This is a genomic window from Sphingomonas asaccharolytica NBRC 15499 (assembly GCF_001598355.1).
GTDB lineage: Bacteria > Pseudomonadota > Alphaproteobacteria > Sphingomonadales > Sphingomonadaceae > Sphingomonas > Sphingomonas asaccharolytica.
Genome location: NZ_BCYU01000033.1, coordinates 38,581 through 48,117 on the forward strand (window position 1 = coordinate 38,581; position 9,537 = coordinate 48,117).

A 9,537-nucleotide genomic window follows, 5' to 3' on the forward strand; every position below is an offset into this window, starting at 1 on the left:
TGGCCTTGCTTAGCCGGTAGCGTATATTATTCCCGATGATGGGGTCACAGGTTCGAGTCCCTGCAAACGCCACTACAACCCTTTCAGGCAGGATTAGCGCAAATTGCCTTAACGAAGGTGGGTCCCGCGTGGGTGCGCGAACTCCACCTTCAACAGCGAGATGCCGCAGTCGGTTGCTTACGCCGCGCCCGTCCTCTTCGCGTAAAGGCTTGCGCCTTGACCATTAGGTCGAGACGGTATCACGAAGTAGCAGTTCGGCCTGTTGTAGCACGGTCTGAACCGCTTCGTCGGCGAGGTCAGGCGGGTATCCGTACCGTTTAAGAATGCGCTTCACGAGAACGCGCATTCGTGCTCGTGCGCTTTCACGCTTATGCCAGTCCACGGTCACATTTCCTTGGAGCTGCACCACCAGCTCATGTGCAATCACCTTAAGGCGTTCGTTGCCCATGGCCTCGACTGCGCTGTCGTTGTCGGCGAGCGCGTCATAGAAGGCCAGTTCATCGGCCGACATGCCAAGCTCTTCGCCGCGATCCCGCGACACGCGGATTTCCTTGGCGATCGCAATCAGCTCCTGGATCATCTCGAGCGCGGAAATGGTGTTGGCGTGATACCGGGCCACCGCTTCCTCAAGTCGCCTGGAAAAGGCTCGAGCCTCGACGTGATTGCTTTTCGCACGAACTGAAATCTCCCCGGCGAGCAGCTTCTTGAGCGCCTCAAGCGCAAGATTTTTCTGTTTAAATTGAGCGATCTCGGCCAGAAATTCCTCGGACAGGATCGAGATGTCGGGTGATTGCACGCCGGCGGCTTTTAACACATCGACGATTTCCGCATCGCCTACCGCTCGGTCGATCAATTGGCGGATCGCCAAGGACCGGTCGCCGGAAGATATCTTCGAGAGCCCGTCCGATTTGACGAGTGCCGCCTTTATCGCTTCGAAATACCCCACTTCGTCACGGACGGCGCTTGCGAACGAACTGGCTGCGGCGAGTGCAAACGCCTTGGACAGGTTCAGCACCATGCCATCATACGCCCGATGCGCTCGTTTTGCGTCCTCCGGCGATAGAGCGTTCTGGGACTCGTCTTCCTGCCAGCGCAAGATCAGGTCGAGACCGCCTCCTAGAGCCGCCAGCTTTTCCCGCGGCGATCCGTGCAGCGCGGCGCGGTATTCAAAGCCGTGAAAGAGCCCCGAAACACGTTCATACCATTCCTTGAGCGCGGCGACGGCTTGCTCCTCGTCGATACCGGTCTTGTCCCGATCTTGCGGACTGTAATCGGCGAGCGCCAAACGCATGTTCTGGTAGATGCCGATGTAATCGACGATCAGACCGCCGGGTTTGTCGCGGAAGACGCGATTTACGCGGGCGATAGCCTGCATCAGGCCATGTCCCCGCATGGGTTTGTCGACGTACATCGTATTCATGCACGGCGCGTCGAAACCGGTCAGCCACATGTCGCGCACGATCACCAGCTTTAAGGGGTCATCAACATCGCGCGCCCGTGCGGCGAGCGCGTCCCGCCGTCGCTTGCCGCCGATATGTTGCTGCCATTCTTTCGGGTCGGAAGCAGCGCCCGTCATCACGATCTTGATAGCGCCTTTTTCGTCGTCCTCCGAATGCCATTCCGGCCGAAGCGCGACGATCTCGTCATACAGCGCCACGCAAATCCGCCTGCTCATGCAGACCGCCATCGCCTTGCCTTCCAAGGCGGCTAGCCGCGCTTCGAGATGTGTCACAACGTCGAAAGCAACCTGTTTCAACCGCTTCTCGGAGCCGACCAGCGCTTCGACACTGGACCATTTCGCCTTAAACCTCTCGGCCTCGGTCAGTGTGTCGTCCTCGACGAGCGCTTCAATCTCCGCGTCGATCAGCGGCTTTTCATCCTCGTCCAGTTCGATGCGGGCCAAGCGACTTTCATAATAGATCGGGACGGTCGCCCCGTCCTCGACCGCGCGGGAGATATCGTAGATGTCGATATAGTCGCCGAAGATGGCCGGCGTGTTCCGGTCGCTTCCTTCTACGGGCGTCCCGGTGAAGCCGATGAACGACGCATTAGGCAGGGCCTGGCGGATATAGTGGGCATAGCCGTAACGCTTGCGGCCGGTCGCCGGATCGATGCGAGCGGCCAGGCCATATTGGCTACGATGCGCTTCGTCGGCGATCACGATCACGTTGCGCCGGTCGGTCAGCAGCGGAAAGCTTTCTTCGCTCCCGATCGGCGAGAACTTCTGGACCGTCGCGAAGATCACGCCGCCAGCCGAACGGTCGAGCAGTCGCTTCAGGTCCTCGCGGGTTTCCGCCTGTTGCGGTTTCTGCCGGATCAGATCGCTGCACAGGTTGAACGTGGCGAACAACTGATCGTCCAGGTCATTGCGGTCGGTCAGCACGACGATGGTCGGGTTTTCCAGCTTGGCCGATGCAACCGCCAACCCTGCAAAGAAGGCCATCAGGAAGCTCTTGCCCGAACCTTGCGTGTGCCAGATGACGCCGATCTTTCGATCACCGTCCGGGCGGCTGGCTTCGACCGCCTCGCGCACTGCCTTTTGCGCGCCACGGAACTGGTGGTAGCCCGCGATGATCTTGAACGGCCCGTCGCCTTTGTTGCCGAACACGGTGAAGTCCCGGATCAGGCGCAGGAAGTTGGCGCGATCGAACACGCCCTTCAGCAGCGTATCAAGTTCGGGCGTGCCCGGCGGCGCATAGTCTTCGCCGTCGATGGTGCGCCACGGCATGAACCGCTCCTCGTCGGCAGTCAGCGATCCGACGCGTGCCTTGATCCCGTCCGATGTCACCAGCACGGCATTGGTGCGGAACAGCGAGGGCAGCTGCTGCTTATAGGTTTCGAGCTGCCGAAACGCTGCGGTCAGCGTGGCATTCTCCGATCCCGGATTTTTGAGTTCCAGCACGGCGAGCGGCAAGCCGTTGACGAATAACACCAGATCCGGGCGGCGGTTGTATCGCCCCTCGATCAGCGTGAACTGATTGACCACCAGCCAGTCGTTCGCCTCGACAGTGTCGAAGTCGATCAGCCAGACCTTGCCGCCGGTGACGCGCCCGTCGGGCAAGCGATAATCCACATCGATCCCATCGACCAGATAGCGATGGATGCGCCGGTTTTCCTCGACCAGGTTTGGCGTCTCGCTGGTCAGCAGTAGGCGCAGCGCCGCCTCGATCGCTTCGCCGGGCAGCGAGGGGTTGATCTGCGCAACCCCGCGCTCAAGCCGGGGGACCAGCACGGCATCGGAATAGCTAGGGCGTTGCGGCGCGATGCCGTCCGGGGCGATATCCTGTCCGTGGAGGTACAGCCAGCCGAGATGGCGCAACGTTTCGATGCCCGCCTGCTCGACATGGTCCTCGCGCACGAATACCATTAGAATCCCCCGTCGATCATGGTGATCAGCAAGTCTTCTATCCCTGCGTCATGGTCCTCGGGCGGATAGTAGATGGGGTAGATGGAAGCGCGTGCCAATTGGGCAAGGCGTGCCTCTCGAGCGTTCTCTCCCGGAAAGGGCAGGAAAGCATAATGCCGTGTGGGGGAGTTGCCACCCTGTCGCTTGATCGCGCAAAATGCATCGAAGATCCGGTCGACGCCTAAGCTAGAACCAAGAAAGAGGGTGCTTCTGGCGCCAACGATGCGACCGAGGATCTGCGCGAAAGCTGCCAGATCCCGATAGGCAGCGTCATATTCCGAGCGGGTCAGGACCCGATCGACATAGGTGTCAGCTTCGCCGTGCAGTCGAAGCAAGGAGTGGGGGATATCCCCGAGCCTCTGCCCTGCCTGGTCGAGTTGCGTACCTCTGAATTTCTCCACAAAGTCCAGGGCGGCATCCTGATAGACGTGGTCGAGGACATAGTCGAAGTTCGTCGTTAGTACTTCCGCGGGGAAGAGTTGAGGCAGGCAGCGCACGGGCCCATCGACGCGACGGATATAACGGCCCATTCGATTGTGGATCTGTTCGGCGAAGGGTTCGGCGCCGAGCGCATCGAAAACGCGCTGCGCGGCATCTTCATAAAGGCTGAGCGCGAGGTCTGCTTCGACTTCCGCACGGATGCGTGGCGCGTCGTCGAGTAGGCTTAGTAGAAACGGACCCCACAGTGGGTATCCACTCGCATAGGACATCCCCGCGCCAATGAAGGGAATGAGACTTCCTCTGGCGTGTCGATCAAGCATCGCGTTGAACCGAGGCAAAGACCCGTAGAGGCGTAAGAACTCAAAGGCCCGCTCTTTGGCTTCGACGGTGCGCTCGCTCACCCACTCGACGAAGTGCGCCTCATAGTCATGCTCCGCCATTGTCTTGAAGACGTCGGTGGTTAGGAAAGTCTGGCCGGCAATGACCACGGGGTAGTCCGCCTCCAGATATGCCTCGAACCGCTTGCGGAAATATTCCATCAGGCGATGACCGTCTTGGCATCCGCCACGCACACCTCGCCGGACATCAGGCGGGGCAGCAGATAGTCGCGGGCCTCCGCCAGAGTTCGATTCTCCTGCACCGCAGCCGCGACCCTCTCGAACAGCGGAGCCATCATTCGCTCTAGCAGATCGAAGACCGACGCATCGGGCCTGACAAACATTGCGTTGTCGAAGGTTTTTCGGGTGATCGTCGCAAATACCGAACCGTGGGCCATGCCCTTAAGCGATGACACGAGGGAGGCCGCCAGCAGATAGGTTAAGTAAGGATACTCGCCCGTACTCGGAGTGAGGCCATAGCATGACTGGTTAAAAGTCATCCTACGACCCACTAGGGCGAGGTTGCCCACCGTGCCACGTGCGGAAATGATCGTGGTCCCCTCCGAGACTAGGCGCGCAGCGCTTGTTTCGAGCCCCGTCTGGGTGATTGTCTTCTCCGTTTGAAAGACGAAAATGTCACTGCCGGCGGGCGTGTCTGCGACCGAGAACCAAGGGATATCGCCGCCCCAGTAGGCTTCGATCGACGTTTTCGGTGTTCCACCGCCCACGATCGAAACGAAGCTGGATAAGGGCGCTTTCTGCCAACCCGCCGGCAGACCATCGTCATCAAGTCTATCGGGAAACATCCTGACGATTTGAGCGGCACTGGCGTGGTCCAGTATCAACCCGCCTAACAGGGCCTGTGGGTCAGTAATTCCCGCCATCTTGCGGCGGACGGGACCAAAATCGACGAGCCAGTCCCGGAAAATAGTTTGCGCCATCCCTTCCAGCGTTTCGTTCACCGCCCGATTGAGTGCGATCTTATCGTCGAAAGCGGAAAGAGTGTCGGCAATGACTATTTGCGTGTTAAGCGGTGGCAATTTAAAGCGATAGGCCAAAATCCGCCCAGGCGACGTGTGCTTAACCGTGGAACCCGTCGCGCTGCCCACTATCGCGTTTCTGTAATCTCTGGTCCTCATCAACCACGCGATGAATGGCAAGTGTGTGCCCTTATCTTTGAGTGCTACCTTGCCAACACGCTGGTTATGAAGGAACCTGACCTGGGATGCCGGCACGAAGGCGGAGTAGCCAAGCGTATCAGCCTGCTTGCTAAGATCGGTCATCGTGACAATGACATCGCCCGGCTGCAGAACATAGCCTTCCGGCACCGGCCCATCATAATACTTCGGCTTGGTAAGCTGGAAACCACCGCCGATCGAAAAATTACCGGGCGTAACAAGAACATCATTGGTTTTTCGGTCGGTGAAGTACTCGCCCTTGAAGGCATACCCGTGCTGAATGTCGATGAGATCTGCAAGCCGGGTGGTCTCCCACTCAGTCATCTGTCTGAACCCGAGCAAGCGCCTCGGCGATCCGAGCCTCAAGCGAATGCGCATGATTGAACTGCGCTTCCAATCTTAGCCGAAGGTCCGCGAGCCGATCCACGAATGAAACACCGTCATCTGCTGCCGCTGCGCTGCCCACGTATTGTCCTGGTGAGAGGAGGTAACCTTCCCTGGCAATCGCCGCCTTATCCACCGACCGGCAAAACCCGGGGACATCCGCATATGGATCTAGCTCAAGCGCCTCCCAGTTCTCCGGCTTAGCGCGCCAACTATGATAAGCGCGGGTAATCATCGCCACATCTGCATCGCTAAAATCGCGCCGGGTGCGGTCGACCATGAAGCCCATGTTCCGCGCATCAATGAACAGCACCTCGCCCTTGCGATTGCGATGACCGTTGGCGCTCTTGTCGCGGGCGAGGAACCACAGGCACGCCGGAATTTGGGTTGAGTAGAACAGTTGCCCGGGCAGCGCGATCATGCAGTCGACCGCGTCCTTTTCCACCATCTGCCGCCGGATATCGCCTTCGCCGCCCGATTGGCTGCTCATCGATCCGTTCGCCAGCACCACGCCGGCCGTGCCGCGCGGGGCGAGGTGGTGATAAATGTGCGAGAGCCAGGCGAAATTGGCGTTTCCCTGCGGCGGGGTGCCGAAATGCTGCCACCGTGCATCTTCGGCCAAGCTTTCGCGCCACCAGTCCGACACATTGAACGGCGGATTGGCCATGATGAAATCGAACTTCTGCGTGGGAAAGGCATCGCGCAGGAAGCTGCCTTCGTTGTTCCACTGGATGTCCGCGTCGATGCCGCGAACGGCCAGGTTCATCTTGGCCAGCTTCCACGTCGTATTGTTGCGTTCCTGGCCATAGATGGAGATCTGGCGCCTGGCCTTGTCGATATCCTTCTGGTCGGCGTGATCCTCGATGAACTGTTCGGATTGAACGAACATGCCGCCCGACCCGCAACAGGGATCGTAGACGCGGCCCTTATAGGGCTCCAGCATCTCGACGATCACGCGGACAACCGATCGGGGCGTGAAGAACTCGCCGCCTCGCCGCCCCTCGGCGCCAGCAAAGCCCGACAGGAAATATTCATAGGCGCGCCCCAGCAGATCGGTTGGCTGGCCTTCTACGCCGCGCATGTCGATGTCCGAAAACAGCATGACCAGATCGCCCACCATCACCTTGTCGAGGGTCGGGCTGCCGTAATTTTTCGGTAGAACTCCCTTTAGCGTCGCCGCATTCGCCTTTTCGATCGCCTCCATCGCCGCATCGATCAGGCCGCCGATATCCACCTTGCGCTCGGCGCCGGATACCGGATCGATGATCGGGATTTCTCGCGCGCGGGCATTGGCCTTCAGGTGCGTCCAGCGAGCGATCGGCGGCACCCAAAATACGCGTTCGGCAAGATATTCTTCCGGGTCTTCAGGATCGGCGAACTCTTCTTTCTCCAGCTTCGCATGCTGGATGTCGAAAGCGTCCGAAACATATTTCAGGAATATCAGGCCCAGCGCGATATGCTTGTATTCCGAAGGCTCAAGATTGCCTCGTAACTTGTCGGCTGCTTTGAAAAGCTCGGACTCGAACCCCAAGTCCGTGCCGGACGTCGCCATTCTTGATCCCCCTAATCGCGTAATTGCAACTAGCTAGCAGTGGAGAAGGGCAAGCGGCAAGCGTTGGCGCGATCTATCGCAACCGGTTCCGAAAGCGCTAAACTAAAACCCACGAGCTCCAGAACAGGTCAATCAGGCGAGACATTACTCCCCTTGCGACGAACGGTGCATTTTCCCCTACCAATTCGATGGGAATTGCGTCATAGGCACCGCCGGACTTACCCCAGGACCAATTCGCGAGGCGCTGTGCCGAGCGGGGGCGCGGCCTGGATTTTACGGAGATTTGTCCATGAAGAAGCTCGTAGTTCTCTCGGTGATTGCTCCTGTCGTGCTCGGCCTCGCGGCTTGCGGCGGCAACAAGGCGGCCGACAACGCCGTCGTCGTCACCAACACCGACGACGTGAACCTGACCGACACCACCAACATCACCGACGAGAACGTCAGCGACGTCGCGGGCAACGCCAGCAACGTCTCCGAGTAATCGGTGCGGCGGCGGGGCGACCCGCTACCGGAACAACAGGCCGCGCGGTCCGATGGGGTCGCGCGGCCTTCGTTTTATCTGGGCATCGGCGCGCGGCCGCCGTCATCACGGCTCCGCGCACTATTTGTTGTCGCATCGCTTTTTGCGGAAAACCGGTCCCCACTTTTCCGCGCGATGCTTTAGCGATCGAGCATCGCGTCGAGCAGGCTGATGTGCAGCCACATCCGGTCGAGCAGATCCTCGGGCTCGTCGATCCCGCTCGCGGCGCACGCGGCGGCGAGTTCGCTGTCGATGTCGAGCAGGTCGCGGTCGGGATCGGCGATGACCGCCGTGCCCGCGCCCATCCGCGCATTGGCGCGGCAGAAAAAGGCGAAATAGGCGTCGGCCGCGGCAATGAACGCGGTTGCGCCCTGCGACTCCAGATAGTCGGCGACCACGCCCGCTTTTCCGAACTCGCCGTGCGCGGCCAGTGGATCGGGATAGGGCACGAAATGCACCTTGCCCGCGGCGTCGATCACGCGGCCGAGCGGAAACAACCGGCAGACCAGCGGCCGGTCGGCATGGACGGTGCAACCCTGATCGCCCAGGAAGATGCAGCGCCCGTCCTCCTGCTGGCGCAGGGCGCCGTCGATGGTGAAATCGTCGCGCGCCTGGGCGGTAGAAACGCCGCGGTTGCGCGCCAGCCGCCCGATTTCATACGGATTGACCTGGATGCGCTTGTCGATACAGCAGCTGTTGCAGCGCGTGCAGCGGTAACTGAACCGCGTATCGGCCATCATCTGGGCCGACATCGGGGCCGTTATCGGGTCGTCGGACGGCATGCTCGCCTCCTCTCCTTCGCCTGATCCTGAGCATAGCCGGGCAGGGTGGTTATCGGATAGGAACGATACGACTCCGTTCCAGAAAGATTCCATGCGCCTCTCCATCGACGCCCGGCTCGACTATTGGCTCGCCGCGCCGGCCGACCTGCTGTTCGCGCTCGAGGTCGCGCAGACGCCCGATCAGCATCTGGTCACCGACCTGTTGCGGATCGGCGGGGTGGAGGCGTTGCGCCCGATCGCGGCGGATAACGGGCTGGGGCGGCGCACCTGGACGCGGGGGGAGGGGCGAGTGACCGCGCATTACACCGCGACGGTGGAGGTCGATCGCGCGGAGGCGGCTCTCCACGGCCTCGCCGCCGACGATATCAAGCTGTTGCCGGCGGATGTGGTGCGGTACCTGTTCCCCAGCCGCTATTGCGAATCCGACCGGTTCGATGCGCTCGTCCGGCGCGAGTTCGACGCACTGTCGGGCGGCGACCGGGTGGAGGCGATGGCGGAATGGATCCGCGGCCATCTCGATTATGTTGTCGGGTCGAGCGATGTGAAGACGACCGCCGCCGACACCTATGTCGCGCACCGCGGCGTGTGCCGCGATTTCGCGCATCTGCTGATCGCGTTCGTGCGCGCCGCCGACATCCCCGCGCGGATGGTCGCGGCCTATGCCTGGCGGCTCGATCCGCCCGATTTCCATGCGGTGGTGGAAGTATGGCTGGACGGCGCGTGGCGGTTGATCGATCCCACCGGGCTGGCGCCGGTCGAAGGGCTGGTGCGGATCGGGGTGGGGCGCGATGCCACGGATATCAGCTTCATGACCATCTTTGGTGAGGCGGAATGCCTGTCGCAGAGTGTTACGGTCGAGCGGGTGGGGTGAGGGGGTTTGGGGCGGAGTATTTTACC

Annotated in this window: 7 protein-coding genes; 2 read left to right on the top strand and 5 right to left on the bottom strand. The window is 60.7% G+C overall.

Annotated features, from left to right (window positions below; all coding sequences use genetic code 11):
* Nucleotides 1-223: 223 nt before the first annotated feature.
* Genes SAS01S_RS10870 through SAS01S_RS10885 form a run of 4 tightly spaced genes read right to left on the bottom strand, consistent with a single transcriptional unit; the run spans nt 224 to nt 7,338 of the window.
* Nucleotides 224-3,367, bottom strand: coding sequence for a type I restriction endonuclease subunit R (locus SAS01S_RS10870; protein ID WP_066807753.1), 3,144 nt, complete (start codon nt 3,365-3,367; stop codon nt 224-226).
* Nucleotides 3,367-4,386 (bottom strand): SIR2 family protein, encoded by a 1,020-nt coding sequence (locus SAS01S_RS10875; RefSeq protein ID WP_066807755.1) that lies wholly within the window; start codon nt 4,384-4,386, stop codon nt 3,367-3,369. The genes SAS01S_RS10870 and SAS01S_RS10875 overlap by 1 nt, the downstream gene beginning before the upstream one ends.
* On the bottom strand, nt 4,386-5,726 hold the full coding sequence (locus SAS01S_RS10880) for a restriction endonuclease subunit S (protein ID WP_066807757.1): 1,341 nt from the start codon (nt 5,724-5,726) through the stop codon (nt 4,386-4,388). Before SAS01S_RS10880 ends, SAS01S_RS10875 begins: the two co-directional genes overlap by 1 nt.
* A complete protein-coding gene (locus SAS01S_RS10885; protein WP_066807759.1) occupies nt 5,719-7,338 on the bottom strand; it encodes a type I restriction-modification system subunit M in 1,620 nt (539 codons plus the stop codon). Before SAS01S_RS10885 ends, SAS01S_RS10880 begins: the two co-directional genes overlap by 8 nt.
* A 289-nt stretch (nt 7,339-7,627) precedes the next feature.
* Between SAS01S_RS10885 and SAS01S_RS10890 the strand changes: the two genes are divergently transcribed.
* A complete protein-coding gene (locus SAS01S_RS10890) occupies nt 7,628-7,819 on the top strand; it encodes a hypothetical protein (protein ID WP_066807760.1) in 192 nt (63 codons plus the stop codon).
* 179 nt (nt 7,820-7,998) lie between these two features.
* Here SAS01S_RS10890 and SAS01S_RS10895 read toward each other — a convergent pair whose 3' ends face one another.
* On the bottom strand, nt 7,999-8,640 hold the full coding sequence (locus SAS01S_RS10895; RefSeq protein ID WP_066807762.1) for a YkgJ family cysteine cluster protein: 642 nt from the start codon (nt 8,638-8,640) through the stop codon (nt 7,999-8,001).
* 91 nt (nt 8,641-8,731) lie between these two features.
* Here SAS01S_RS10895 and SAS01S_RS10900 point away from each other — a divergent pair, with 91 nt between their 5' ends.
* Nucleotides 8,732-9,511: a transglutaminase-like domain-containing protein gene (locus tag SAS01S_RS10900; protein ID WP_066807765.1), complete on the top strand. Its 780-nt coding sequence runs from the start codon at nt 8,732-8,734 to the stop codon at nt 9,509-9,511.
* Nucleotides 9,512-9,537 lie beyond the last annotated feature (26 nt).